The 25,333-nt window shown below is 50.7% G+C and carries 27 protein-coding genes and 1 pseudogene; 15 read left to right on the forward strand and 13 right to left on the reverse strand.

The annotated features are described in order from the left end of the window. The first annotated feature begins 134 nt into the window (after nucleotides 1–134). Genes EPD17_RS07745 through EPD17_RS20445 form a run of 7 tightly spaced genes read left to right on the forward strand, consistent with a single transcriptional unit; the run spans nucleotide 135 to nucleotide 4,902 of the window. Complete coding sequence (locus EPD17_RS07745) at nucleotides 135–1,328, forward strand: molybdopterin molybdotransferase MoeA (RefSeq protein WP_240040774.1); 1,194 nt, start codon at nucleotides 135–137, stop codon at nucleotides 1,326–1,328. 9 nt (nucleotides 1,329–1,337) lie between these two features. After that, the gene (locus EPD17_RS07750) at nucleotides 1,338–2,075 is read left to right on the forward strand and encodes a sulfite exporter TauE/SafE family protein (protein WP_132053185.1); all 738 of its coding nucleotides are present in this window, start codon (nucleotides 1,338–1,340) and stop codon (nucleotides 2,073–2,075) included. 36 nt (nucleotides 2,076–2,111) lie between these two features. Next, nucleotides 2,112–2,342, forward strand: a complete 231-nt coding sequence (locus EPD17_RS07755) for a MoaD/ThiS family protein (RefSeq protein WP_132053187.1) — start codon at nucleotides 2,112–2,114, stop codon at nucleotides 2,340–2,342. Nucleotides 2,343–2,353: 11 nt separating this feature from the next. Further along, complete coding sequence (locus EPD17_RS07760; RefSeq protein ID WP_132053189.1) at nucleotides 2,354–3,472, forward strand: HesA/MoeB/ThiF family protein; 1,119 nt, start codon at nucleotides 2,354–2,356, stop codon at nucleotides 3,470–3,472. After that, entirely contained in the window at nucleotides 3,453–3,896 is a 444-nt protein-coding gene (locus tag EPD17_RS07765; RefSeq protein ID WP_132053191.1) for a molybdenum cofactor biosynthesis protein MoaE, read from the forward strand. The genes EPD17_RS07760 and EPD17_RS07765 overlap by 20 nt, the downstream gene beginning before the upstream one ends. Nucleotide 3,897: 1 nt before the next feature. After that, nucleotides 3,898–4,809, forward strand: a complete 912-nt coding sequence (gene moaCB / locus EPD17_RS07770) for a bifunctional molybdenum cofactor biosynthesis protein MoaC/MoaB (RefSeq protein ID WP_132053193.1) — start codon at nucleotides 3,898–3,900, stop codon at nucleotides 4,807–4,809. 15 nt (nucleotides 4,810–4,824) lie between these two features. After that, nucleotides 4,825–4,902: a hypothetical protein gene (locus EPD17_RS20445; RefSeq protein WP_449421222.1), complete on the forward strand. Its 78-nt coding sequence runs from the start codon at nucleotides 4,825–4,827 to the stop codon at nucleotides 4,900–4,902. Between the two features lie 58 nt (nucleotides 4,903–4,960). On the opposite strand, the pseudogene EPD17_RS07775 reads toward EPD17_RS20445, so the two are convergent. The 3 genes and pseudogenes from EPD17_RS07775 to EPD17_RS07785 form a co-directional block, all read right to left on the reverse strand. Then, nucleotides 4,961–5,938 (reverse strand): annotated as a pseudogene (locus tag EPD17_RS07775) (XdhC family protein); the annotation flags it as partial. Between the two features lie 109 nt (nucleotides 5,939–6,047). Next, nucleotides 6,048–6,482: a hypothetical protein gene (locus EPD17_RS07780; protein WP_132053197.1), complete on the reverse strand. Its 435-nt coding sequence runs from the start codon at nucleotides 6,480–6,482 to the stop codon at nucleotides 6,048–6,050. Between the two features lie 139 nt (nucleotides 6,483–6,621). Beyond that, on the reverse strand, nucleotides 6,622–7,047 hold the full coding sequence (locus EPD17_RS07785; RefSeq protein ID WP_132053199.1) for a hypothetical protein: 426 nt from the start codon (nucleotides 7,045–7,047) through the stop codon (nucleotides 6,622–6,624). 257 nt (nucleotides 7,048–7,304) lie between these two features. Between EPD17_RS07785 and EPD17_RS07790 the strand changes: the two genes are divergently transcribed. The 3 genes from EPD17_RS07790 to EPD17_RS07800 all read left to right on the forward strand — a co-directional run bounded on the left by EPD17_RS07790 (nucleotide 7,305) and on the right by EPD17_RS07800 (nucleotide 11,446). Then, a complete protein-coding gene (locus EPD17_RS07790; protein ID WP_132053201.1) occupies nucleotides 7,305–8,339 on the forward strand; it encodes a synaptic vesicle VAT-1 family membrane protein in 1,035 nt (344 codons plus the stop codon). Between the two features lie 116 nt (nucleotides 8,340–8,455). Further along, nucleotides 8,456–10,096, forward strand: coding sequence for a TldD/PmbA family protein (locus tag EPD17_RS07795; protein WP_132053203.1), 1,641 nt, complete (start codon nucleotides 8,456–8,458; stop codon nucleotides 10,094–10,096). Nucleotides 10,097–10,114: 18 nt separating this feature from the next. Beyond that, nucleotides 10,115–11,446 carry a TldD/PmbA family protein gene (locus EPD17_RS07800; RefSeq protein ID WP_132053205.1) on the forward strand — a complete coding sequence of 444 codons (1,332 nt, stop codon included), beginning with the start codon at nucleotides 10,115–10,117 and terminating at the stop codon, nucleotides 11,444–11,446. Nucleotides 11,447–11,554: 108 nt separating this feature from the next. On the opposite strand, the gene EPD17_RS07805 is transcribed toward EPD17_RS07800, so the two are convergent. After that, entirely contained in the window at nucleotides 11,555–11,773 is a 219-nt protein-coding gene (locus EPD17_RS07805) for a hypothetical protein (RefSeq protein ID WP_132053207.1), read from the reverse strand. Nucleotides 11,774–11,787: 14 nt separating this feature from the next. Continuing rightward, nucleotides 11,788–12,027, reverse strand: coding sequence for a hypothetical protein (locus EPD17_RS07810; RefSeq protein ID WP_132053209.1), 240 nt, complete (start codon nucleotides 12,025–12,027; stop codon nucleotides 11,788–11,790). Between the two features lie 254 nt (nucleotides 12,028–12,281). On the opposite strand from EPD17_RS07810, the gene EPD17_RS07815 reads away from it, so the two are divergent. Further along, complete coding sequence (locus EPD17_RS07815) at nucleotides 12,282–12,566, forward strand: hypothetical protein (RefSeq protein ID WP_132053211.1); 285 nt, start codon at nucleotides 12,282–12,284, stop codon at nucleotides 12,564–12,566. Nucleotides 12,567–12,723: 157 nt separating this feature from the next. On the opposite strand, the gene EPD17_RS07820 is transcribed toward EPD17_RS07815, so the two are convergent. Next, the gene (locus EPD17_RS07820; RefSeq protein WP_132053213.1) at nucleotides 12,724–14,163 is read right to left on the reverse strand and encodes an NAD-dependent succinate-semialdehyde dehydrogenase; all 1,440 of its coding nucleotides are present in this window, start codon (nucleotides 14,161–14,163) and stop codon (nucleotides 12,724–12,726) included. 122 nt (nucleotides 14,164–14,285) lie between these two features. Here EPD17_RS07820 and EPD17_RS07825 point away from each other — a divergent pair, with 122 nt between their 5' ends. Then, nucleotides 14,286–14,897, forward strand: a complete 612-nt coding sequence (locus EPD17_RS07825) for a pseudouridine synthase (protein ID WP_132053215.1) — start codon at nucleotides 14,286–14,288, stop codon at nucleotides 14,895–14,897. 119 nt (nucleotides 14,898–15,016) lie between these two features. Here EPD17_RS07825 and EPD17_RS07830 read toward each other — a convergent pair whose 3' ends face one another. Both EPD17_RS07830 and EPD17_RS07835 read right to left on the reverse strand, forming a co-directional pair. After that, entirely contained in the window at nucleotides 15,017–15,715 is a 699-nt protein-coding gene (locus tag EPD17_RS07830; RefSeq protein WP_165929559.1) for a dihydrofolate reductase family protein, read from the reverse strand. Between the two features lie 212 nt (nucleotides 15,716–15,927). Beyond that, entirely contained in the window at nucleotides 15,928–16,137 is a 210-nt protein-coding gene (locus tag EPD17_RS07835; protein ID WP_132053219.1) for a hypothetical protein, read from the reverse strand. Between the two features lie 124 nt (nucleotides 16,138–16,261). Between EPD17_RS07835 and EPD17_RS07840 the strand changes: the two genes are divergently transcribed. Both EPD17_RS07840 and EPD17_RS07845 read left to right on the forward strand, forming a co-directional pair. Continuing rightward, entirely contained in the window at nucleotides 16,262–16,858 is a 597-nt protein-coding gene (locus EPD17_RS07840) for a DUF4230 domain-containing protein (protein ID WP_132053221.1), read from the forward strand. 79 nt (nucleotides 16,859–16,937) lie between these two features. Beyond that, complete coding sequence (locus tag EPD17_RS07845) at nucleotides 16,938–18,842, forward strand: AAA domain-containing protein (RefSeq protein ID WP_132053223.1); 1,905 nt, start codon at nucleotides 16,938–16,940, stop codon at nucleotides 18,840–18,842. A gap of 20 nt (nucleotides 18,843–18,862) precedes the next feature. Here the strand turns inward: EPD17_RS07845 and EPD17_RS07850 are convergent, their stop codons facing one another. Both EPD17_RS07850 and EPD17_RS07855 read right to left on the reverse strand, forming a co-directional pair. Then, on the reverse strand, nucleotides 18,863–19,711 hold the full coding sequence (locus tag EPD17_RS07850; RefSeq protein WP_132053225.1) for a DUF4349 domain-containing protein: 849 nt from the start codon (nucleotides 19,709–19,711) through the stop codon (nucleotides 18,863–18,865). 378 nt (nucleotides 19,712–20,089) lie between these two features. Further along, nucleotides 20,090–21,100, reverse strand: a complete 1,011-nt coding sequence (locus EPD17_RS07855; protein WP_132053227.1) for an LLM class flavin-dependent oxidoreductase — start codon at nucleotides 21,098–21,100, stop codon at nucleotides 20,090–20,092. Nucleotides 21,101–21,340: 240 nt separating this feature from the next. On the opposite strand from EPD17_RS07855, the gene EPD17_RS07860 reads away from it, so the two are divergent. Beyond that, nucleotides 21,341–22,639, forward strand: coding sequence for an NCS2 family permease (locus EPD17_RS07860; RefSeq protein ID WP_132053229.1), 1,299 nt, complete (start codon nucleotides 21,341–21,343; stop codon nucleotides 22,637–22,639). Between the two features lie 228 nt (nucleotides 22,640–22,867). Here the strand turns inward: EPD17_RS07860 and EPD17_RS07865 are convergent, their stop codons facing one another. From EPD17_RS07865 to EPD17_RS07875, 3 genes are all read right to left on the reverse strand, one after another. Next, entirely contained in the window at nucleotides 22,868–23,905 is a 1,038-nt protein-coding gene (locus tag EPD17_RS07865; protein WP_132053231.1) for an aldo/keto reductase, read from the reverse strand. 222 nt (nucleotides 23,906–24,127) lie between these two features. Continuing rightward, nucleotides 24,128–24,379: a hypothetical protein gene (locus EPD17_RS07870; RefSeq protein WP_132053233.1), complete on the reverse strand. Its 252-nt coding sequence runs from the start codon at nucleotides 24,377–24,379 to the stop codon at nucleotides 24,128–24,130. A 52-nt stretch (nucleotides 24,380–24,431) separates the two neighbouring features. Further along, entirely contained in the window at nucleotides 24,432–25,262 is an 831-nt protein-coding gene (locus EPD17_RS07875; RefSeq protein ID WP_132053235.1) for a hypothetical protein, read from the reverse strand. Between the last annotated feature and the right edge of the window lie 71 nt (nucleotides 25,263–25,333).

The following is a 25,333-nucleotide window of genomic DNA, read 5'->3' on the forward strand; positions in this document are numbered from 1 at the left end:
CAACCCAATACATAACATTTCCGCCGTGTCACTCCCTGTCGATGTGCCTCCGTGGTTCAAAACCCTAAATCCACCAAATCACTTAAATTCATCCCTTCACCAGTTTGTTGACCACCTCAAATCATTATTTGAAAATGCGCACCATGATCGGCACGGAAGAAGCCGGAGCTATTATTGCCGCCCATGTTCAACCGTTGGAAGCCGTAGTGCTGCCGCTGGCTGATGCGGCCCGGCTGGTGCTGGCAGAAGATGTTATGGCACCGTTGCGCATTCCTGCTTTTCCGCAATCATCAATGGATGGCTATGCTTTTTCTTTTGCCGGGTGGCAGGCGCACAACACGCTGCACATTGATGGCGTGGTGCCCGCAGGGAGCAACGAGCAAATACAATTGCAGCCGCAAACGGCCACCCGAATTTTTACCGGCGCACCAGTGCCCCATGGCGCCGATACTGTGGTGATGCAGGAGAAAGTGCATGTTGAAGGAAGCATGCTGCACATACTCGATGCACAATTGCAACTGGGCGCTAATGTGCGGCCGGCGGGTTCGGAAATGGAAGCAGGCGAACTGGCGCTGCCAAAAGGAAGCCCGTTGTCTGCTGCGGCTGTTGGTTTCCTTGCGGGCCTCGGCATCACACAGGTGCCGGTGGTGCCCAACCCAACCATTACCATCATTGTTACGGGCAACGAGTTGCAGCAACCCGGTAGGCCATTGGCTTATGGCCAGGTGTACGAGTCCAATTCATTTGCATTAACAACAGCATTGAGCAGCGTACACATCACGAATGTTGCAGGGCGCCAGGTGCACGATGATCCCGCTGCGCTGGCAAATGTTTTAGGGGCTGCATTAAATGAATCCGATGTGGTGCTGCTCACAGGCGGTGTAAGTGTTGGCGACTACGATTTTGTGATTGGTGCGGCCACGCAAAATGGGGTGACGCCGCTTTTTCATAAAATAAAACAACGACCCGGCAAGCCGCTGTTTATGGGCATGCAGGGCAAAAAACTGGTGTTTGGTTTGCCCGGCAATCCTTCATCGGTGCTCACTTGTTTTTACCTGTATGTGTTGCCTGCTTTGTCACGCTTAACCGGCCGCGGTCTTACTTTAAAAAAACTGCAGGTGCCGCTCCGTAAACCGTACAAAAAAGCAGCCGGCATCACGCATTTTTTAAAAGGGGCCTGGGATGGGCAAACTGCTATTCCGCTTAATGCGCAGGAGTCGTATAAAATGCGGTCATTTGCACAAGCCAATTGCCTGATACAAGTTGATGAAAACATAGAAACCTGTGTGGAAGATGATTTGGTCACTATTCATTTATTGCCCGTTTAGATAGCCGCTATGGAATTAACGATCCTGTTTTTGGTGCTCCTGTTGTGCGTGGCATTTTTGTATGCCTCGGTAGGGCATGGTGGCGCCAGCGGCTACCTGGCGCTGATGGCCATCTTCAGCGTGGCGCCGGAGGTAATGAAACCAACAGCATTGCTGCTCAACCTGTTTGTTTCGGCAGTGGCATTTGTGCAGTTTTACCGCGGCGGGCATTTCAATGCTAAACTCTTTTTGCCCTTTGCATTGGCTTCCATTCCTTTTTCATTCATTGGCGGTTTGATCGTTGTGGATGGGCAGGTGTACAAACATATTTTGGGGCTGCTGCTGCTGGTGCCCATTGTCCGTTTTCTGGCGTTTAGAAACGGCAAAGAAAAAGAGGGCAGAGCGCCCAACATCGGGCTGGCATTGTTTATCGGCAGCATTATCGGATTTTTGTCGGGGCTTATTGGTATTGGCGGCGGCATTCTGCTATCGCCGGTCATCTTGTTGCTGGGCTGGGCCGGGCAAAAACAAACGGCTGCCGTCAGCGCCTTATTTATTTTTGTCAACTCACTGGCTGGCCTCGGCGGGCAATTGGTGAAAGGCGTGCAGTTCAGCACCGACATGTACCTGTATGTGGCAGTGGCTTTTGCCGGTGGTTTGGGTGGGGCTTATTACGGCTCTATGCGGCTGCCGCAGCAAAGCCTGAAACGGATATTGGCCCTGGTGCTGCTGCTGGCATCGTATAAATTATTGTTTACAGGAGCGTAGCATTTTTTAAAACTACCTGCTGCAAAAAAAGATACCATGATCCAAGTGTTGCTTTTTGGACAATTAGCGGAACTGGCCGGTGCCAGCAACCTGGAACTGGACGGCGCGGCTGATACCGCATCGCTGCAGCAGGAACTGCAACGGCGCATGCCTGCACTGGCAGCAACTACTTATCGTATTGCGGTCAATAAAATTATTGTAACAGAAAATACCCCGCTCAGCGGCAATGCAACTGTGGCGTTGTTGCCGCCATTTTCAGGAGGTTAAATGATAGCACAATGGAGCGGTATCACCGGCAAATGATCTTAAAAGAACTGGGCGCTGAAGGCCAGCAAAAACTGCTGTCCGCAAGGGTGCTGGTGATTGGTGCCGGCGGCTTGGGTTGCCCGGTGTTACAATATCTTACTGCTGCCGGTGTAGGTACTTTAGGCATTGTAGATGATGATGTGGTGGCGCTTTCCAACCTGCACCGTCAGGTGCTGTACACCATGGATGATATTGGTAAACCAAAAGCCACACAGGCAGCACTACAGCTGCGGGCTATGAACAGCGATGTGCAAGTCATCGTGCATGCAGCACGGCTTACTACTGCAAATGCATGGAACCTGATTGCCCCTTACGATATCGTGGTAGATACTTCCGATAACTTCCCAACACGGTACCTGGTAAATGATGCATGTGTGTTGTTGCAAAAGCCCTTGGTGTACGGAGCGGTATCGCGGTTCGAAGGACAGGTAGCTGTGTTTAATGTGCCAACAAAAAATATTGCTGCGGCCAATTATCGCGACCTGTTTCCAACCCCGCCGCAAGATGGCGAAGTCGCCAATTGTGCCGAAGCCGGCGTGCTGGGAGTGTTGCCCGCCATCATTGGCAGTTTGCAGGCAGCGCAAGCCATCAAGCTCATTACCGGCATTGGCCGGCCATTGATCAATAAGGTGCAAACGTATAACCTATTACAGGATAGCTGGCACGACTTCGAAGTGCAGCCGGCGCCTGTGTCCAATCCGTTACAACCAACCAACCGTGCAGCATTTGAGGCAACGGCTTATGCGGTGCAATGTGGCATCAGCGGATTTGAAGAAATAGGCGTAGCGCAATTCAACCAGTTACTGCAACAGGCCGACACATTGGTGATTGATGTTCGCGAAGGGGATGAACTTCCGTTGGTCACTGAATTTCCACATCGGCAAGTGCCGCTTGCTACCGTGCCCGGTTTATTTGGAAACATTAATCACCAAAGCATCGTTGTATTTTGCCAGGGCGGCAAGCGCAGCCAGCAGGCGGCAAAGCAATTGGCCCATGCATTTCCCTTAAAAAAAATCTATAGCCTGCGCGGCGGTATATTGAGTTGGAAAGAAGCGGTACAAACTAATCAACATGAAAGAACACAAGCTTAAAAACATATTTGTTCAGGGCGCCATCCCGGCAAACTTTATTGCCGATAGCATCCAAAAACACAGCACGCAAAAAGGCATTGGCGGCCACTCTATTTTTCTGGGGCAGGTACGTGCCGATGTGCTGGATGAAAAGACCGTAACAGCAATTGAATACACCGCATACGAACCAATGGCGCTGGAACAAATGACAGCTATCCGCGAAGATATTTTTGCCAAGTACAACCTTACCTGCATGCATGTGTATCATAGCCTGGGTGTAGTTGCTGCCGGCGAAATTTGTTTGTTTGTATTTACTTCATCAAAGCACCGAAAAGCTGCCATTGAAGCCTGCACCGAAGTGGTGGAGCGCATCAAAGCCGAGCTGCCGGTTTGGGGTAAAGAACAATTTGGCGATGCCACTCACCAATGGAAAGTGAATCAATAAGATGGTTGATATTACACACAAAAACACTACACTGCGCAAGGCCATTGCCAGCGCCACGCTGCAGGTAAGCAAGCAAGAAACAATCGATGCTATTCAAAGCCGCAGCGTGCCTAAAGGTGATGTGTTTGAGTTCAGCAGGGCTGCCGGCTTATTGGCAGTAAAAAAAACAAGTGATGTTATTCCGGATTGTCACCCGTTGCCCGTAGAGTACACCGCCATCACCCACCGCGTTGAAGGAATGACGGTAGTGATTGAAGTGGAAGTGCATGCCATTTACCGCACCGGTGTGGAAGTGGAAGCCATGCATGGTGCTGCTGTTGCGGCACTCACCATGTACGACATGCTCAAACCCATCGACAAAGAAGTGGAGATCAGCAGCATCAGGTTGGTAAAAAAAGAAGGCGGTAAATCGGACAAAAAATCGTTGAGCGGAGCAGGTTTGTCTGCTGCTGTTGTGGTTTGCTCCGATACCATTGCGCGGGGCGAAAACAACGACACTACGGGCCAGTTCCTGGTGCATAGGTTAGAGGGGCTTGGTGTGGAGCGGGTATCCATCACCGTTATACCCGATGAAGTTGCTGCGATACAGGCGCAGGCAAATGCTTTCATTGAAAATGGAATTGACCTCGTCATCTTTACCGGTGGCACCGGTCTTTCTCCGCGTGATGTAACGCCTGATGCTATCGAGCCGTTACTGGATACACCCGTTCCCGGCATCATGGAAACAGTGCGCCATTACGGTCAGCAGCGGATGCCTTTTGCCATGCTGTCGCGGGGTGTGGCGGGATTTGCCAAAAACTCGTTGCTCATCACGCTGCCCGGTTCGGAAGGTGGCGTACGAGATGCAATGGATGCGCTGTTTCCGCAACTGTTTCATGTGTTTAAAGTCCGGCAGGGCATGCGGCATTCTTAAAAAAGTATACGCTTTATTGCGCAGCTTTGCCATGAATGGTTCCCTGCTTCAGTCGGAGCGGCGTGCCCGGCCTGCCGGCAAAATGGCTGGTAATTTCGGCTACAATCGACAATGCAATTGCTTCGGGTGTGGTGGCGCCAATGTCTAACCCTGCCGGTGAATAAATTCTTTGTTCGTCATTTGCCGTAAAAGCAATTCCTTCGGCACTCAATGCATCCACCATTTTCAGCGTTCGCTTTTTGGGTCCAAGCAGGCCAATGTATGCAGCTTCTGTTTGCAATACCTGCTGCAAATTTTGCTGGTCGGTTACCAGGTCGTGTGCCATCAGCACCACTGCGGTGTGGTTGTCAATTTCGGGCCTTTCATTTCCCTTATAGTGCAGCACTTTGCTGGCCGTGGTAAACAACGATTTGTCAGCCTTTGTCGTGTTCATCACCACTGTTGTGTGCCAGCCCAATTCCGATGCAATTCTTACCAGCGGGTAAATGTCGTAGTTGCCGCCAAAAATCACAAGCCGTGTAGCAGGCCGCAACACTTCTATAAAAACCTGCACCGTTTTATCCTCGGATTGAAACGAAGCTGTTTGCGAGGTCATCTGCGCTAGGCTTTCTTTGGTTTGTTGCAACACATGGGGCGCAATGGCCGGTATTGGAAAAGTTTGCAACAAAGAAGCATCGTCTTCATACAGCAGCACTGTTCCCAGCAGTTCTTTATGCGCACCGCCATCAGTAATGGTAAGCAGCACACGGGGCACCCGCGTGCCGGCCACTTTTTCCAACAATTCAATAGGATTGGGTCGCTCTGGAACAATTGGTGTAAACAAAACATCAATCACGCCATTGCAGCCAAGTCCAACACCCACCTGGTGGTCATCATCTTGCGTGGTATCGTAGGTAACCACCGACGGCGTTCGCAGGGCAATTGCTTTTTGCGCCCTGCGCAATGCATCACCTTCGAGGCAACCGCCACTGATGCCGCCCACATATTGCCCGTTTTCCAGCACCAGCATGCGGGCACCCGTTCTGCGGTAAGACGATCCCTCTACCCGGGAAACAGTGGCCAGTGCGGCGCCGGTGGGTGCAGGTTGTATTTGCCGGTAGGCTTCAATAATGGCATTGATCTCTTTCATTTAATGGCTTGCTCTGAATGGCAAATTAACAAAAAACTAAAGCCCTGCATGTTTGCAGGGCTTTACATATAAATCGGTCACCGGTTCATTAAAATCAGCGTTATAAAACCTAGTTGCGCAGCGGCTGTCCCACCGGAATAGAACAATCATGACCAGGCGCACCATGCGCCGGGTTCAGGCGGGCTGTTTGTCCCGACGACGGCAATGGAGCCGGAGGAACTTGCATCATGGGTGCTGCCCCAACGCCAGCCGGTGCGGCTGTTGCGGCGCCGGCACTGCCATCCAGCGGCGCACCAACCGGAAGTTCGCAGCGGTGCCCCGGTGCGCCGTGTGCCGGGTTAAGGGCAACGGTTGCATTGCTGTTGGTCGCAGGGGTAGTGGTGGTTGCTGCTGCGCCTTGTGTGGTTGGTGTAGCGGCAGGTGTGGCATCAGGTGTAAATGTAGTTGGTGCCGGAATCGGTTCGGATACCCGGTTGTTGCCCGAGCTTTCGCAGGAGGCAGCTACCAATGCTATTATAGCGATGCCCAATAATTTGTTGATCATAAAAGGGGATTGTCGGTTGAAGGGTTGAAAGTACTTCAAAAAACAGGAAAATGAAAAGTGTAACCAACCACATCGCTAAATTTAACCAATTAATGGCTGGAAGGGGCTCCTGTGCGCAATTACGTCGGGTTGAGCATGCCTAAGCAAGTGTTGCCGTGGCTACCGTTTCTTCCCAGGGTTCTGTTTGTATCACCAGGTATTTCAGCTCGGAAAAATCAAAACCTGCGGGCAGTTTGTACAGGGCTGTGCCGTCCAGCTGCGCCACGCTGCAAATTTTTACCGAGCCGGCACCCAGTATTTTGTCTGGTGACAGGTAAATGACGAGTCCGTGTTCAGCAGCCAGGTGTACGCCTTCCAGTTTCAGCAGGTGTTTGCCGTTGGGCTGGCGGTAAATAGCAACCGATCCACCGCTTGATTTGGAGGCATAAATCATCGGGCCGGATGCAACCACGGTTGCATGGGCAATGCTGGTTTGTTGGATGGGTTCGGATGTGTCGGCAGTTTCCTTATTGCAGGCGGTTGCCACCAAAGCAATTATGGAAAGGGGGAGCATGTATTGTTTCATAAACCTCGGTTTTGCATTTGCCGCTTCATATCGGTACTGCTTTTAAAGTTACCATATTAGGGTGGAAGGTAAATGCAGCGCAATCAAACAGCAGGCAATCATTCAGTTTTAGTGCGGTTAAAAAATTAGCTTGCGGCTTGCTGTAGTTGCTGCAAATACTGTTTGTAGTGAAACGATAGACTCCGATGATCAGGATTTTTCTGTCTTCAACTTTTTGTTTCAGACTGCAGTAGCCAACATTTCAAAAGAACCAATCAATGAACGGAATAGAACGACAGGTATACCGGATGCCCAAGGCAGGCTCTATCAAACATTTAACCCTGCAAAAAGAGCGTTTGCCCGAACCTGCAAGTGATGAAGTTTGCGTAGCCGTTCGGGCCATCGGGCTCAACTTTGCCGACATATTTGCGATGCAGGGTTTGTACAGCGCCACGCCTCCTGGTTCATTCATTCCGGGGTTGGAGTTTTCCGGTGAAGTGCTGGCTGTTGGCAGCAACGTAACCACTTTAAAAAAGGGCGACCGGGTGATGGGCGCCACCAAGTTTGGCGGCTATGTGTCGCACATCAACATTAATCATCGCTATGTCATTCCCCTGCCCGAAGGCTGGAGTTTTGAGCAGGGCGCCGGCTTCCTGGTGCAGGGCTTAACGGCCTTTTATGCCCTCACCGAACTGGGCAACCTGCAGCCGGGCATGAACGTGCTCATACACAGTGCAGCGGGCGGCGTGGGCATCATGGCCAACCGCATTTGCAAAAAGTTCAACGCCTACACCATTGGCACGGTGGGCAGCAAGGGCAAGGTTGATTTTCTGTTGAACAGCGAAGGCTACAATGCTGTGATTGTACGGGACGAGCATTTTGCTGCAAAGCTAGCCATGGCACTGGATGGCCGCCCGCTCCACCTGGTGCTGGAATGTATTGGCGGCACCATTTTACAACAAAGCTGGAATGCCATGGCGCCCATGGGCCGCATGATTGCTTACGGCAGCGCATCGTTTACATCCCATGGCGCTAAACCCGATTACCTGCGCCTGGCCTGGCGGTTTTTGCGCCGGCCGAAAATTGATCCCTTGCGGTTGCCGTCGCAAAACAAATCGCTGATGGGATTCAACCTCATTTTTTTATACGAACAAACCGACCTGATGCTGCATATGCTCCAACGCTTGCAAGCCTTGCAACTGGAACCGCAGCATGTGGGGCATGTATTTCCATTTGCGCAAATGCACGATGCCATACACCTGTTTCAGCAAGGCAATACGGTGGGCAAAGTGGTGGTAACGGTGGATCAATAAAAAATGCGGCGACAGCATTTTTATACAAACAAACATTCGGCGCGGCACTGGCTTTCTGTTTGGAAAATATTGGGTAAATGGCGTAAGTTGAACCCAATTAATCCAAAGCATTTATTTTGAAACGAGCCGATTTTCTCCGGATGACATCGATGGGAGTGGGCGCCCTGGTGATGCCCAACCTGTTGTGGGGCAATGCAGTTGATCCTGCGCAGTTTTTGGAGCAGGCCCCCGACAATGCCACCAAAAAAGCACTTGCCAATGCAGCCCTTGCAGCAGCCCGCGCCAAAGGCGCTACCTATGCCGATGTACGCATCAGCCGCTACCTGCAGCAAAATATTGCCACCCGCGAAGCCAAGGTGCAAAGCATTGCCAACAATGCTTCGTACGGCGTAGGCATCAGGGTGATTGCCGCCGGCTCGTGGGGCTTTGCGGCCACCAACAACGTGACCAAAGAGGGCATTGCACAATGTGCCGCGCAGGCGGTGGCCATTGCCAAGGCAAACGCCAGTTTGCGTACCGAACCGGTTTACCTGGTGCCGCAAAAAGGACTGGGCGATAAGGAATGGAAAACGCCGATTGAACAAAATCCTTTTGATGTGCCCGTTGCCGATAAAGTGGCCCTGCTGATGGAGGTGAACAACGCCGCGATGAAAGAAGGTGCAAGTTTCATTACTTCCAATCTTTCGTTTGTAAACGAACAAAAATATTACGCCTCTACCGATGGTACTTATGTGGCGCAGGACATACACCGGCTGAATCCGGTTTTTTCGGTTACGGTGGTGGACCGCCAAACCGGTAAGTTTAAAACGCGGGATTCATTGAGTGCACCGATGGGCCGCGGGTGGGAATACCTGGAAGGCGCCGCCTCGGAAAAGCTGCAGGGACCTGCGGGGCTAACGCTGTACCGCAACAAATACGACATGGTGGAAGATGCAGTACAGGCCACACGCCATGCAAAGGAAAAACACAAAGCTAAAAGTGTCGCGCCGGGTAAATACGACCTGGTGCTTGATCCAACCCATTTGGGACTCACCATACACGAATCGATTGGCCACCCGCTGGAGCTGGACCGGGTGCTTGGATACGAAGCCAACTATGCAGGTACTTCGTTTGCCACGCTGGATAAATGGAAATCCGGCAACTTTAATTTTGGCAGTGACGTGGTAAACGTAGTGGCCGACAGAACGCAACCTTTTTTGCTCAACACCATTGGTTTTGACGATGATGGCGTACCGGCAAAAGAGTGGGACCTGATCCAAAAAGGCATTTTGGTAAACTACCAGGCTACCCGCGACCAGGTGCACCTGCTGGGGCAAAAAGAATCGCATGGGTGCAGCCACGCTGATAGTTGGGGATCGGTGCAATTTCAACGGATGCCCAATGTGTCGCTGCGGCCGGGCAAAGAAAAACTATCGCCTGCAGAAATGATCCGCAATGTGGAGAAAGGCATTTACATTTTGGGCCGCGGTTCTTACTCCATTGACCAGCAGCGCTATAATTTCCAGTTTGGCGGACAACTGTTTTTTGAAATTTCAAACGGTGAGATAACGGGCATGCTCGAAGATGTGGCGTATCAATCCAACACACAGGAGTTTTGGAACGCTTGCGTGCAAACCTGCGACGCCGGCGATTACCGCAGCTTTGGTACGTTTAACGATGGTAAAGGACAGCCGGGACAAGCCAGTGCCGTATCGCATGGCTGTTCCACCACAAGGTTCAATGGAGTAAATGTTATCAACACGCAATCCGCTGCATAATTTCAACCAGTACACTTCATGCAACTTCTTACCGAACAGGAAGCAAAAAAGATCATCGATACCGTTTTGGCCCATGCCACTGCCGACGAAACCAGCGTGGCCATCAATGGCAGCCGCACGGGCAATATCCGTTTTGCACAAAACATGGTAACCACCAGCGGCGAACGGGAAAACCTGACGCTGACTATCACCACTTATTTTGGAAAAAGGAGCGGTAGCGTTACCATCAACGAGCTTAATGATGCCGCCATTAAAAGCGCCGTACAGCAAGCCGAGGAAGTGGCGCGGCTGGCGCCGGAAAACAGCGAGCACCTGCCGCTGCTGGGGCCGCAGCAATACGCCAAAGCAGCCAACTATTCCGAGAAAACAGCAGCCATTACGCCTACATTTCGGGCCACGCTGGCATGGGCCAGCATCAAGCCCTGCCGCGAAGCAAAAGTGGATGGCTCCGGCTACCTCGAAGACACCACCGGTTTTATTGCCATTGGCAACAGTAGGGGCTTATTTGGTTATAATAAGGCTACCAGCATCGAGCTCACTACCACGGTTCGCACGGCAGATGGCCGCGGGTCGGGGTTTGCGGTGCAAAGCTTTACCGACGCATCGAAAGTAAACAGCAAGGCGGCCACAACATTGGCCATGCAAAAAGCAAAAGCATCGGCCAGCGCCATTGAACTGCCGCCGGGCAAATACACGGTGATACTAGAGCCTGCAGCACTTGCAGGCAACGGCGACAGCAGTTTTCTATCCAATTTTATGGCTGCCCTGGATGCCCGCAATGCCGATGAAGGCCGTAGTTTTTTTGGCAATAGGGGCGGTGGCAATAAAGTGGGCGAAAAGCTGTTCAGCGACCTGCTCACCATTTACTCCGATCCGACTCATCCCGAGGTGCCCACGCTACCTTTTGCGCCGGATGGCCGCCCGCAGGAAAAGGTTATGTGGGTGGAAAAAGGCGTGTTGAAAAACCTGGTGTACTCCAGGTTTTGGGCCGATAAACAGGGCGTAAAAGCAGTGCCTGCACCTGGTGGTGTAATTGTGGCCGGCGGCACCAAATCGCTGGAAGAAATGATCCGCGAATCGGACAATACCATACTGGTGACCCGCACCTGGTACATGCGGCCGCTGAACCAGCAAAGCCTGCTGGTAACCGGCCTTACACGGGACGGTGTTTTTTTTATTGAAAATGGGGCGATCAAACATGCGGTAAAAAACTTCCGGTTCAATGAAAGCCCGCTGCAGATCTTCCGCAACCTGGAAGTAGTGGGCAGGCCGGTGCGTATTGGCAACAACCTGGTTCCGCCGGTAAAAACGAAGGATTTTAATTTCAGCTCACTATCTGATGCCGTGTAAGTGCTAGCGAATTGGATCAATGAAACATCTATAAAACAAAAACAACCCGGGGGTACATCTTACCGGGTTGTTTCGTCGCGGTGGTTTTCCAACTTCATTATCTTTTGCCTATCCAACAACTGTTTCTCTTCTGTTGCAAGCCCGGTGCCGTTCTACTTGTCCGTTCTTAGCATTGTGATATACTTCTACGTAAAAGTCGTGCAGTTGGTACACTTTCACCTGGTAACCAGGCACCACTTTTTCGGCCAGCGGATTGCCCCACAACTCCACGGTTTCTCTTTTTGCTCCTTCGCTCATAGCCGAGAAGCCTCTTAACGTCATCGTCATGCGCTCCATTTTATTTATTCGGAAATACTGGATGGCTGCAGGTAAGGCTGCAAGCCATTCAGGCTTTTAAAATTTCGTTTGCCCAATACCTCATCGCCACCGGTATTTAAAAACACCTCTACATAAATCTTGGGCAATTGAAAAAGCAGCACCTCCATGCCCGATGTTTTGCGGCTGCCAATACATGCCCCTTTAATGAGAATGCGACGCAGCTCCTTGCAATGATGTATGGTATTGAATTGTTGGGTGGTCATAGGCGGGTTTTTGGTGCAAAGGGGTTTGTATACACACATGGTGCCAATTCATATGTTTGTTGCATTTATTTGCTGTTTTTGTTTAACATTCAAATTCCCCATACCCAACCCGGTACAACGATTTTTCCCGAAAAGGCCGCATTGGTACCCAAATGCTTTGTGGCCCCAAGCGTGGATTCCGCAATACCGGGTAAATACTCCGGCTAATTTCGCGGCACCCTAATTGGACAACTAATAGCATAATACACCGGCAAATGGAACAGACAGTAGTAGTGCTTTTTCGCAATGCCCTGGCGCACTACACGGTGGCTGTGGACGATGAGTCGGGATTTGAAGCGAACCTAAAGAAGTATGGCGGTGAGCCGCACAACCAGCCGCCACCGCAAATTTGTTTTGTAAAGGAAGGTCGCCATTGTAGTGGCAACACCGAAGAAGCCGACCTGATGGACGATTTATACGATGCCATTAAGCTAAACAAGGAGGACCAAATAAATGGCGCAAGCTCCCTGTTGCATGAAGCGCATCGGGGTTCTGAATAAATATTTGTGAGGAGTGAACCGTGTGTGGTAATTTGGCCAGGGCAGCTTTCTTTGGTGGAAGCTGCCTTTTTTTGCCCCCAAAAAAGAGTGGTGATGCACCAGCCAATCACCCTGCATCAGTCATTTCCAATTCCATTAAAAGTTGCTTCGGCCGGCATCAGCCTATATTTCCAAAACAAAGGTATTTCAGCTCCATGTAAGCGTCCATCCCGTATTTCGAACCTTCGCGGCCAAAGCCCGATTGTTTGATGCCGCCAAAAGGTGCCACTTCGGTAGAGATCAAACCCTCGTTGATGCCCACTATGCCATATTCCAGTGCTTCGGCTACCCGCCAGCAGCGGGCTACATCGCGGCTGTAGAAATAAGCCGCCAGTCCATATTCTGTATCGTTGGCCATCCGTATGGCATCGGCTTCTTTTGCGAACGGGAAAATGGGAGCCACCGGTCCAAACACTTCTTCTTTTGCAATAAGCATATCAGGCGTGGCAGGTGCCAGCACGGTTGGCTCAAAATACAATCCCCCGGATACTTTTCCACCAGTAATGATTTGTGCGCCTTTTTGCACCGCATCGTCAATATGGGCCGTTACTTTTTTCAATCCATCTTTATTGATAAGCGGACCCACCTGCACTTCAGGGTCCAGCACATCGCCGGTTTTTAGTGCTGCAACTGCTTTGATAAATTGCTCCATGAAATCATCATACACGCCATTTTGTACCAATATGCGGTTCACGCAAACACAGGTTTGTCCATTGTGCCGGTATTTCGATACCAGCGCACCCTGCACGGCAGCCTTTATATCTGCATCGTCAAAAACAATAAAGGGTGCATTGCCACCTAGCTCCAGCGACAACCTTTTTAGGTCGTTGGCACATTGCGCCATCAGTATGCGGCCCACCTCGGTGGAACCGGTAAAAGAAAGCTTCCGCACCTTGGAATTGGTACACAACTCTTTGCCCACATCACTGCTTTGCCTCGAGGTAACGGTGTTGTACACACCGGGCGGGAAACCGGCTTGCTCGGCCAGTTGTGCAAGTGCCAGCGCAGTAAGTGGCGTTTCAGCGGGCGGCTTTACCACCACGGTACAGCCTGCAGCCAATGCAGGGCCTACCTTTCTGGTGATCATGGCCAGGGGAAAATTCCATGGTGTAATGGCTGCTACAACACCTATGGGTTGTTTGATTACCACCAGCCTGCGATCGCCAGTATGTTGCGGAATCACATCGCCATAAGTACGCTTGGCTTCTTCGGCAAACCATTCAATAAACGCAGCGCCATAGTCTACTTCGCCAAGGCTTTCCTTGATTACTTTACCCGACTCAAGTGTCATGATGCGGGCCAGTTCGGATTTGTGTGCAATCATCAGGTCAAACCATTTGCGCAGCAGTGCAGCACGTTGTTTTGCGGTCCAGCAACGGTACTGTGGCCATGCCGCATCGGCCGCGTCAATGGCTTTTGCAACATCTGCGGCATCCATATCGGGCACATCGCCAATCACTTCGCCGGTTGCGGGGTTGTTTACGTTAAATGTTTTGCCACTGCCCGCAGCGGTCCATTGCCCGCCTACAAATGCTTTGTCCAGAATGAGGTTGCTCATGTTAATTTCTTTAAATAAAAATGCTGCCCGCTTAAAGGTACAAAGCACTGGCCAGGCTGGTTTAGCCGCAAGTAGTTTCACCGCGTTTTCGATGCCTGCTTCAATTAGCCTACATTGCCGCCATGGAAGCGAATGGTCACCGGTATTTTGTGTTGAACAAACCTGCAGGCATGGTATCGCAGTTCAGCAGCCCGCACAATGTAGGGCTGTTGGGCGATCTGCAGTATAATTTCCCGGAGGGCATACATGCCATTGGCCGCCTTGATAAAGACTCTGAAGGACTGTTGCTGCTCACTACCAATAAAAAGATCACCAGGCTGTTGTTTAACGGGCCGGTGGCGCACCGCCGCACGTACCTGGTGCAGGTGCGCAATAAGATGAGTGATGAAACAGTGCAACGTTTGCGCACCGGTGTGCACATACCCACCGAGGCAGGCGGCATGTACCGCACACCTCTTTGCGATGTTGCGATTGTGGACCCACCTGCAGACTTGTTTCCATCGCCTTTCCCGGTGTCTGATCACATACAGCACACCTGGATTGAAATAAGCCTTACCGAAGGAAAATACCGGCAGGTGCGCAAAATGGTTTCGGCTGTGCGGCACCGCTGTATGCGGCTGATTCGCACTTCGATTGAAGACCTGCAATTGGGCGACCTCCAACCAGGCGCTGTGCGGGAAATAGGGGAGGTGGATTTTTTTACATTACTAAAGTTGGAGCCGCAGAAGATTTAGCGAAGCATAGAAACAAAAAGAGCAGGCTTATACCTGCTCTTTCAAACGAAATTTTATCTGTCAATGTGTTGTGCTAAACGCGAAAAAAAATTCATCTTCCTTTCGCCGCACAGTGTTCATCATCGCCCCGACTTACCGCGCAACACTTCATAGCGTATCCACAAAAAGTCGTTGTAGATCTTCTTTACTGATTTTAAAGTAAACTGCGTGGCTTTGCGTTTGCCATAACCTTCTTCGGCTTCAAACACGGTAGGTGCGCCAATGGTGCCATCGGCAACAGGTGCCAGCACCAGGCTGAATTCATCGATCAATCCCGCTTTCAGGAACGAACCATTTACATGACCGCCACCATCAATGCGCAGCCTTTTAATGCCAAATAATTTATATAGTTTTTTCAGCACCAGCTTCAGGTCAAGTTCGGTTTCACCGCCAAAAATGTACGATACATTTTGCTCCTGCAGGTGTGCCAGGTAAGCACCGGAAACCTGCTCCGTCAGCACTTCAATTACATGCTCTGTTGATACCATGTTGGTGTCCCAATGGCATTTGCCCGAAGGGTCGATCACCACTGCAAATGTTTTGGCTTTGTACTCCGCTACAAAATCTTCTTTCGGAATATTTACGCGGCCACGCCTTTTAGCAGGTGCTTTTTTACTCGAAAATTCCTGCATGGTTATACGGCCCACCAGCCATGCATCGGCTTTGATTTTTGATGCTGGTTCTTCAAAATATTTGTGGTGGTCTTTGAAACCCCAGATGTCTTGTTTGATGCGGCCATCTACCGAGCCCAGCATGTGGCATATAACGTACGGCTTCATTTTCGGTTGTGTTTCAGTGATAGAATAGGAGCACAAAGTTGCAGCTTTATTTTTAGGCAAAAAGGAGGCGCCAACATGCTGCGAAACCATTGCGGTGAAAAGGGACGCGAAGCATGGCAACATTTGCACAACGCAAAACCCGGAAGTGCAGACACTTCCGGGTTTTGCGGGTGAATCATTCACCGGTTGTTTTCAACTTGTTTGCAAGGCTTTTAGCGTTCGCTGTCCTCACCGCGGCTTTTGCGCTGGCCCGATTGGCGCAGGTCTTCGGTGTACTGGTCTTCCTCGCGGTCGATGTTTTCACCGCCGTTGTTTTGTGCGCCGGTTTGTGCCGTGCCCTGCTGGTTACCGATGCTTTCGTTGCGGCCATGTTCGTGCCCGCTGCGGTTGCCCTGTTCGCGGTTGCCTTTTTCCTGTGCCATAAAAATTTTTTTAAGGTTAAAAAAGAAATAGGCAAATAGCAGCACAAACGCCGTACCGTTCCGGGCACGGCTCCATGCCGAGCATGAATTTTGTAACAAACCTTGCATCTAATTACCGAACGCCATGACGGACAACTTCCTGCTCCTTTTGCTGGGCCTGTTGTTGGGTGCTTTCATTATGTTTTTGTTTTGTAAGCTGCGCAGCAAAGGCCAAGCCGTGCAGGTGCGGGAAACCTCGCATACGGTGGTGGAAGGCATTTGCAAGGTGTTTAAAATTGTTTTGGTGGATGGCTTTTTCAACGAGTTGTACAACTATGAAGAAACCAAAAAGCTGTTTGGTTTTATTCCCTCCACCAAGCGGGCCCTCGTCATTATACAAGCCAAGGTGCTGGTGGGTTTTGATTTTGAAAAATGCGTTTGGGAAGCCGATGAAAAGGACGGCAAAATAAAACTGATCTCTTTTCCCGAACCCGAGATTTTGAGCATCGAGCCCGATTATAAATATTACAATTTCGACGAAGGCATGTTTAACCTGCTTAACCGCGATGACCTGACCCGCATCCAGGCTAACGGAAAAAAACAGGTGGAACTGGCTGCACTTAAAAGCGACCTGCCCCGAATGGCTGCCGAACAAATGCGCACACTGCTTACCGAAGTGGTACAATCCAAACAATGGCAGATCGAAAACATGCACCAGATTACCGCGGTGAAAAAGCGTTGAGTTTTTAAGGTAAATACAGGGCATTATTCCACAGCAGTACCTGTGACTTACTGCCCTTGCGGCCGTTACCTTTGCCCGCATGGATTATTTCAAACAACTGCAGCGCCTGCTGCAGGTGGAGCAGGAAGAAGACCGGCGTAGTTACCGCCAGCTGATGGAAACTTTGCCGGTTGCGGATCGGCGCGAATCGGGGCTTACATGGTATCCTATTGCCATTCGCGAAACAGAAATTGGCCGCGGCGATTACCTGACGGTGGAGGTGGAGCGCACTACCCACACCGATGTGTTGCACCAATTGCGCTTTGGCATGTCGGCCGCGCTTTTTTCCAACCACGATCCAAAGGCCGACCGCGTGGACGGTGTTATCACACACATCAGCGGCAACCGGTTGAAGATTTCTTTGCGCATTGAGGACCTGCCCGACTGGACCCGCAACGGCAAACTGGGTATTGATGCAGTGTTTGATGAAGCCAGTTACCAGGAAATGGAAGCAGCGCTGAAAAGCGCATCTGCCATCATCGATGATAAAGAACGTGGCCGCATGGTGCAGGTGCTTACCGGTGGACAGGCACCAACGTCTAATAACGGCATCAACCTGCCACCAATCAGTGGTTTGAATCCATCACAAACCGAGGCAGTAAAAAATATCTTAACCGCTAATGAACTGGCTATTGTGCATGGCCCGCCCGGCACCGGCAAAACCACAACCTTGGTGCAGGCCATACGATTGCTGCATCGGCAGGAGGGCGCTCAGATTTTAGTGGTAGCGCCATCCAATGCGGCCGTGGATCTGCTCAGCGAAAAGCTTTCGGATGTTGGTCTAAACGTGGTGCGTGTGGGCAACCCGGCCAGGGTGGCCGAAGCCCAACTGGCCCTGACACTGGACCGGAAGATGGCGGCGCACCAAAGTTTTAAGGAAATAAAACGCTTAAAAAAACAGGCTGCTGAGTACCGCGATATGGCGCAACGATACAAGCGCAGTTTTGGTCGTGATGAACGCGAACAACGCAAGGCGCTGTTTGCCGAAGCCCGCAATATTGCCCGTGATGTGGAGCGCACCGAGCAATACATTGTGGAAGATGTGTTATCGAAAGCGCAGGTAATCACGGCTACGCTGGTTGGTGCCAATCACTACACGGTGCGCCACCTGAAATTTCAAACGGTGGTGATTGATGAAGCTGCACAGGCATTGGAGCCCGCTTGCTGGATACCAATTTTAAAAGCAAAAAAAGTGGTGATGGCCGGCGACCATTGGCAACTGCCGCCCACCATCAAATCGGACGAAGCAGCGAAGGGTGGATTGGCCAAAACGTTGATGGAAAAATGCGTGGCACTGCATCCCGAATCGGTGGTGCTGTTGCAGGAGCAATACCGCATGCACCAAACCATCATGGGCTTTTCGTCACAAGAGTTTTACGAGAACAAATTGATAGCGCACCCATCTGTTTCGGAGCATGTGCTGGCACCTGGCGATAAGCCCTTGTTGTTTATCGATACCGCAGGTTGTGGGTTTGAAGAAAAGCTGGAAGGCACATCGCTTTCCAATGAAGAAGAAGCTCGTTTTTTGGTGCAGCAACTGGTGCGTTTTGTGGAAACATTGCAGCCACAAATTGCGGCCGGCGCAACACCAGGCATCGGTGTTATTTCGCCGTACCGACACCAGGTGGAGTTGCTGAAAGAAATGGCGGCAAAGGATGAAGTATTGCAATCTTATCCTGCACTTTCCATCAATACCATCGACTCCTTTCAAGGGCAGGAACGTGATGCTATTTTTATCAGCATGGTGCGCAGCAATACCGAAGGTGTTGTTGGCTTTTTATCCGATATCCGCCGCATGAATGTGGCCATGACGCGGGCCCGCAAAAAGCTGGTTGTAGTAGGCGATAGTGCTACATTGGCGCAGGCTTCTTTTTATGCCAATTTCATTGCTTATACACAGGCGCATGATGCGTATCAAAGTGCATGGGAGTTGATGGAGTATTAAGTGGGTTTTGCAAAAACAATTCACCGAAGCACCGGTTGTTTTTTGCGGTTCCATAATTTTACCAGGTACCAGAAAGCAACACCCGCAACAATAAACATCCACAAGTTGGTAACGGCTATTATGAATTGTAAAAACAAATTCCAGCCCGATTGAAAAGATTGTGCCAATTGCGTAGTAAAGGGCAATTGGTAACTCGCAAGGTCGGCGTTTGCTTTTACTTCTTTACGCACCATCGGGTGTTGCATTAGGTGCAGCTGCACCGTGCTGTATGCAACATCCAGGTCAATCTGCCGCATCTCGCGTTCCTGCTCAATTATTTCGTCGTTCACTTGTAGTGAAACGATCGGTGTAGATGGTTTGGATGGCTTGCTGGGAGCGGTTTTCAGGAATGTTGACCGATTTTGCTGCTGCCGCTGCTGCACCATATAGTGCAGGCTTTTGTCATCGATGGAAAGCTGGCTGTTGCTGGTAAAATAACCCAATGCATGTACGTCTTGCAGAAAGTCTTCGAGGTGGTGCGATGGCACCCTTGCTGTTATATCAGCTGTGGTGGTGTAGGCCGTTATTTGCAACACTGAATCATTGGAAAGGCGCAACTCTTTTATGTCGGTTTCTGCAGCATCAATTTGCTGGTGGGTAATCATACCTCCCATGCTGCGCACCAGCACCGATACGTTGCGCACCGACTCCTGCGTATTGCGTACTTTGATGTTGACGCCTGCCTTCTTAACTATCTTTGCTACTTGGTCATTTGGTTTATTATAAGCTGTTGTATCAGTCGTAATGTCGTAGGTGTTTTCGGCGTCGCCGTTTTCACATGCAGTAAGCATACACAACGCAAAGAGGGGCAGCAAGCAAAGAGCTTTCATAACCGTAGGTTTTGTATTGATTGATTCCTACGGGCTGTAAAAAGTAACCTCCGGTTTTTAAATTTCTATACTGTTTTTATTGTTAAAATAAATTGTCAAAACACGACATCATTTGGCAATGCTCATTTGTGCTTGTGCTCGTTTTTAAAATAAAAAAATCCCGCGATCAATGTTGCCATGATTGCGGGATGATGTTTTTACAAAAAAATAAATTTAGCCGTAGTTAGCCAAAGGCAATTGGAACAATAGCTGTGGAGTAGCTTTTTATTTTTATAAAAAGCAACGGCACTTATGTTGATGAGTCGGTGCGAAGATTTGCATTCAAAGCTGCCGCATCTATTGCATCTATTGAAACTTTATTGCATATTAAAAACCTGCTTACTCTGCACCCTTGAATAGCGGCGCAATCAGCGCATACGAACGCTTTTTTGCTTCATGGCTGTACATGTGCGACGCCACCATTATTTCATCCACACCGGTTTGATCAAGGAACTCCTGCAACTGCTGCCGCACGGTGGCAATGCTGCCCACAAAGCTGTATTGCATCATGTGGCGCACCGCTGCTTTTTCGGCATCATTCCAAACACCTTCCATCGTGTCAATGGGTGGTTGGAGCGGCATGCGTTTGTTGCGGATCATGCCCAGCGCCATCATGTAAAATGAGGTAGCGAGGCGTTCGGCTTCTTCGTCGGTTTCGGCGGCAATCACGTTTACACAAGCCAGTGCATAGGGCTGTTGTAAAAACTGCGATGCCTGGAAACGTTGGCGGTACAACTGCAGCGCATCGGGCAGGTATGTAGGTGCAAAATGCGAGGCAAAGCCAAAGGGCAGGCCCAGCATTGCCGATAATTGTGCACTGTACGTGCTGGAGCCCAGCAGCCAAACCGGCACACCGGTGCCTTCGCCGGGAATGGCCCGTACTTTGGCGTCGGGATCATGTGGGCCCAGGTAATTCAATATTTCAATCACATCGTTGGGAAACTGCTCCACCGGTGCGTTGAGGTTGCGCCGAAGGGCCATGGAGGTAACGCCATCGGTGCCGGGTGCACGGCCAATGCCCAGGTCGATGCGATTGGGATACATGGAGGCCAGTGTGCCAAATTGTTCGGCAATGACCAGCGGCGCATGGTTGGGTAGCATTACGCCACCGGAACCCACCCTGATTTTTTGCGTAGCGCCGGCCACATAACCCACCAACACCGAAGTGGCCGCCGATGCCACGCTTTCCATATTGTGGTGCTCGGCAAACCAGTAACGGGTATAGCCCAGCGCTTCGGCATGTTGCGCCATATCGCGGCTTTTGGTAAAGGCATCGCCCGGATTATCGCCGGCCACAATGGTGGCCAGATCCAGCACGGAAACAGGTATATCTGAAAGTTGTTTGTTCATGGTAGTAAAAGGTGCAAAGTTCGGAAGGCGATATTGAAAGATGCCGTTAAATAAATGGCGGTGATTTGAGCGATTAAACTTTGGTGTTACAGTGTCAGGCAACTTCAGTTCTGTTTACCGCAATTGAATATTTAAATACAGCAATCTATTCATGAAATGAGCAATGGCATTGCTGTTGTTCCTGCACGGTTTACCTTTCCAATTCCTATTTATTTGAACGCACCTCTATAAAACCTTTGTATGGGATTGTTTCAGCTACGGGCAAATGGTACCAACATCCAAACCGAGATCATTGCAGGCATTTCCACGTTCCTCGCCACATCGTACATCATCGTGGTCAACCCGGCTATTTTGAGCGAAACAGGTATGCCTTTTTCGGCTGTGGCTACGGCAACGGTGGTGGTGTGCCTGTTTAGTTCGGTGCTGATGGGGCTGTATGCCCGCAACCCCGTGGTGGTGGCGCCGGGCATGGGCCTCAACGCATTTTTTACCTACAGCGCTGTGCTGGGCATGGGTGTGCCCTGGCAAACCGCGCTGGGTGCGGTGTTTTGGTCGGGTATATTTTTCCTGTTGCTTTCGGTGTTCAACATCCGCACCCACATTGTGCGGGCCATTCCCAAGCCGCTGCGCTATGCTATTGCCGCAGGCATTGGCTTGTTCATCACTCTTATTGGTTTGGCCAATGCAGGCTTTGTGGCGCAAAATAAAGCCACTATCATTGGGCGGGCCGCGTTGCAGCCGTCGGTGCTGGTTTTTGTGGTGGGGCTGTTGCTTACCGCGGTATTTATTGTGCGCAACATGAAAGGGGCCATTTTGTTTGGCATCATCACCACCACTTTGCTGGCGGCTACCATTGGCAGGTGGTGGGGCGGCAGTGAGCCGCTGGTCCATTTCAGCGGGTTGGCCGCACCGCCCGATTTTAGCCTGGTGGGCCAACTGGATCTTTGGGGCTCGTTGCGGTTTGCTGTGCTGCCTGTAATCTTTGCATTTGTTTTTACCGACCTGTTCGATTCGCTTTCTACACTTGTGGGCCTGTCGGAAGCAGCAGGTTTGGTAGATGAAAACGGCGAGCCGCGCAATATAAAAAGGGCGCTGGTTACCGATGCGTTGGCCACAACCGTGGCAGGCCTGGTGGGCAGCAGTCCGGGTACTGCTTTTATCGAATCGGCAGTGGGCATAAAAGAGGGCGGCCGCACGGGCCTCACGGCAGTGGTTGCCGGGTTGTTGTTCTTGCCGTTTTTGTTCCTGTCGCCGTTGCTGAGCATGGTGCCTTCTATTGCCACTGCGCCGGCATTGGTGCTGGTGGGTGCTTTTATGCTGCAGCCCGTTACCCGCATCAACTGGCTGCAGTTGGATGATGCCATACCGGCGTTTTTAGCGATGGTGCTCATCCCATTTACTTACTCTATTTCGCAGGGAATCATTTGGGGCTTCCTGAGTTGGACGGTCATTAAAATGGCTTGCGGTAAATGGGGCGAATTACCACCGGCGCTATTGGCCATCGATGCATTTTGTGTATTGGCGCTGGTGCTGGAATAAGTATTTTGAACCACGAAGACACGAAGGAACAAAGGGGCACGAAGAAGAAAATCAAGTATGAAAAGTCATCAACGGCAATTGAAAATACAACTGCAAAAGTCGACGACCGAGCCGCTAAACATTTATCAATCTAATGCCATTTGAAAAGGTTCTTTTCAACGGCGAACGTCTTTCTTAAAACCTTCGTGCCCCTTTGTTCCTTCGTGTCTTCGTGGTTCAACAAAACCTTCAATAAAACTTCGGCAATGGATTGAGCTTTGTGTTTTGGCGCTGGTGCCAGTACGGATAAATGGTGGGCAGTTCGCTGGCTTTATCTAGTTTACGCACCTGCTCCGGTGTTAAGTTCCAACCAACAGCACCCAGGTTTTGCTGCAACTGTTCTTCGTTGCGGGCACCAATAATAATGCTGCTCACCGTGGGCCGCTGCAGCAGCCAGTTGAGGGCCACCTGTGCCACGGTTTTGCCCACTTCTTCTGCCACTTCATCCAGCACATCCATGATGTTGTACAGGTGTTCGTCGTTCACCACCATTTGTGGAATGGGGCTGCCGCCCTGCGCCACGCGGCTATCCGGCGGCAATGGTTGGTTGCGGCGGTATTTGCCACCCAGCCGGCCCGCCGCCAGCGGCGACCATACTATAGCGCCTACTTTTTGGTCAATGCCCAGTGGCATCAGTTCCCATTCGTATTCGCGGTGCAGCAGCGAGTAATAGACCTGATGCGCCACGTGACGGCTCCATCCGTAGCGGTCGGCAATCGACTGCGCTTTCATCAGGTGCCACCCCGAAAAGTTAGAGGCGGCAATATAGCGCACCTTACCGCTTTGCACCAGCCCGTCCAGCGTATGCATCACTTCCTCCACAGGTGTGTTGCCGTCAAAACCGTGCATGTGGTACACGTCGATGTAATCGGTGCCCAGGCGCCGCAGACTACCTTCCACCTGTTGTATCAACCGGTGCCGCGATGAGCCCTGGTTGTTGGGGCCGGTGCCAAACGGAAAAGTGCCTTTTGTGGAAATGATCACATCGTGGCGTTTACCTGCAATGGCTTTGCCCAATATCTCTTCCGATGCCCCTTGCGAGTAGGTATCGGCGGTGTCAAAAAAGTTGAGGCCTGCATCCATGCACAGGTTCACGAGGCGGGTGGCCTCGTCCACCTGCGTGTTGCCCCAGGCTTTAAAAAAATCGCTGCCGCCGCCAAAGGTTGCCGTGCCAAAGCTCAATACGGGCACATACAGGCCCGAGCCGCCAAGTAGTCTGTATTCCATGCGCTATCAGGTTTTGTGTAAAAATAAGCGGGTAAATCTATCTGCTGCCGGTGTTAGATTTAAATGGCAACTCTGCCCGTCATAATCCAACCCATGTTGTTGATCAACGCCGGATATGAAACAGTTGTTACGCTTTTTTTATTTAAAAAAAACAGGGTGCCGGATAATGACCCGGCACCCTGTTTTTGGTGCTTTTTAGTGCTGCACAAATGCCCTTAAATATCAGGTTTGTTCTTCCGTGCCCGCATCTTTTTGCGAGGCACGATCCACATCCAACAGCCTGTCTTCCATATTGGTATGATCGTATTCTGTTGCTTTTTTCCGGATCACTTCATCCAGGTCTTCGTTGCCGGTGGCTGCGGGCAGTGGTTCGCCGGGTGCAGCGCCCTGGCCGTTTTGAAGGGCCCGTTCGTTTTCGTCCCAGGTTCGGCTGATGTTTCTGAGGCCGGGACCTTTACCTATATTCTTTGCCATAGTTTGCCGTTTTAATGAACAACTGCCGTTTCTTTCGAAAAAACTATGCCTGTTATTTCAGCCGTTCGTACACTTCGGTATCTTTTCCGCCCTCCCATTGAATGGTTTGTTCAAAATGATCTTTATCGAGCATTTTTATTTTTACGGTCACCGGTTTGTTTACCAATGCCGTTTTGAACGAGGAACTGGTGTTGTTTTCAATAAGTTCATCCTTGCCGTTCATTTTAAAGTTCCCATAACCATAGAAAGAAACCGGCTTGTTGGTAGTGGCATCTTTGGTTGTATTTACCCAGGCAAAATTACCCCGGTGATAAAACTTGAATTGCGTGTGCCCTTCCCTTGTTTGGGTAGTCCCATCATTTGCAACTGAAATTACTTTTGTTTGTTTCCAGGCACCGTCAAGTGGCGAAACCAAATCTTTGTCCACCCGGTCGTATTCTTCTATCAGTTTCCAACTTATGTTGTCCGCACCAGGGGCAAACTGAATGACCTGTCCATAGCCGTTTCCGGTTTGGTTGATGGCCAATTCAAATTGATCTTTCACCGCCCCCTGGTTGCTGGTGTAAAACACATCTTCGATTACTTTCCCATCGTTGATGCGGTAGGTTCCTACACCATAAACGGCCAGCGAATCATCGGGGCCGGGATGCACATACAACATGTGGCGGTCGGTAAAAATCTTTATTTGCCTTGCCTGCATCAGGCTGTCCTTTGTTCCATCGTTGGCTACCTGGCGTGTCAATAAATAGGCGCCCCGCATGTCTAAAGCATTTTTATTGCTGGCAAATGTTTTGGCGTCTTTTTTGGCTACCGGTTGCGCGGAGCTGTTTGCGGCAATCAATAAAAAAACGCAACTCAGAAGCATTGAATGAATACGTAGCATTTGGTTGTATTTATTTGGTGAAGAGATCAGGTTAGCGGCGAAGCAAGGGCGAGGGTGTAATCAGGAAGGGT

Origin of the sequence: Pseudocnuella soli, from assembly GCF_004347775.1 — a bacterium.
GTDB lineage: Bacteria > Bacteroidota > Bacteroidia > Chitinophagales > Chitinophagaceae > Flavisolibacter > Flavisolibacter aquaticus.